General features: G+C 53.1%; 1 protein-coding gene. It reads right to left on the reverse strand.

Annotated elements, in window-relative coordinates:
* A partial coding sequence (locus JOD82_RS28890; protein ID WP_245249174.1) for a condensation domain-containing protein occupies positions 1–1,146 on the reverse strand: 1,146 nt, incomplete at both ends.

Here is a 1,146-nt window from a genome sequence, read left to right on the forward strand (position 1 = left end):
CTCACGTCCGTGTCCCTCTAAATGAATCAGACTGCGTTCATGACCCGTCCACGTATACAGCATCATGCCCAAAGCCGTCAGCAACAGATCGTTCACTTCCGTGTTGTACGCGCGGTGTGCTTGCTTCAACAGCCGTTCAGTCTCTTCTTCCGTAAGCTGGAAGGCCACTGAATCCGTGTCAGCTAGGGTAAATGGCTCAGCCTGCGCTTGATCCTCAGGCAAACGTACTTGGTCAGCCAAAGCGGCAGCGTTCCATTGCTCCCAGTAGGCGTGTTCACTGTCCATGTCTGTGCTATTCGCATAGGAGGAAAGTTGCCTAGCCCAGGAACGGAAGGAATCCGTTTTGTCCGGCAGCTGAAGCACTTCTTCATGGATGGCCTGTTCATAGGCAGTAGTCAAATCCTCAAACAAAATACGCCAGGATACCCCGTCCACCACCAAATGGTGAATCACCATCAGCAAATGATCGCCATCTACACAGTGGAACAAACCTGCTTTCAACAGCGGCCCTTCTTGCAGTTGGATACTGCTTTGAATTTCGGTAGCTTTCGCCTCCATTGCCACGCTGAGCATGGCTTCATCCGTTATATCCCTAAAGTCCAGCACGTCCAGCTGATACAGCTCGCCTTCCTGTATTCCACGGTTCCATGCTTTATAGCCTTGCTCGGTCTTGCTGAACACCATTCGCAAAGCATCATGATGCTTTGTCAGCTTGCCAAGCGCCTGACGCAGAGCCGACTCGTCAAACCCCTGCTCCCGGTGCAGCATAACCGCCTGATTAAAGTGATGCACGTCTACTTGCTCCTGCGCAAAGAACTCGTGCTGGATCGGAAGCAACGCCGTTTCTCCGCTTACTTCTCCCTGATCTACCATACGACTGACCTCATGCATATGCGGTGCCAGCGTTGCGACGATGGGATAGCGGAACAAATCCTTCATGTCCAGCTTGTAGCCGGCCTGGAATGCACGCGATACGATTTGAATCGCCTTGATCGAATCGCCACCCAGTTCAAAGAAATTGTCCAACATACCGACGGTTGGCACACCCAGAACGGACTGCCAGACCACTACAAGCGCTCGTTCCGGTGCAGTGCGTGGCGCTACATAATCCGCACCGCTGTGCAGATTGCCTTCCGGTGCTGGCAG

This window comes from Paenibacillus sp. 1182 (assembly GCF_017833915.1).
GTDB classification, from domain to species: Bacteria; Bacillota; Bacilli; order Paenibacillales; family Paenibacillaceae; genus Paenibacillus; species Paenibacillus polymyxa_D.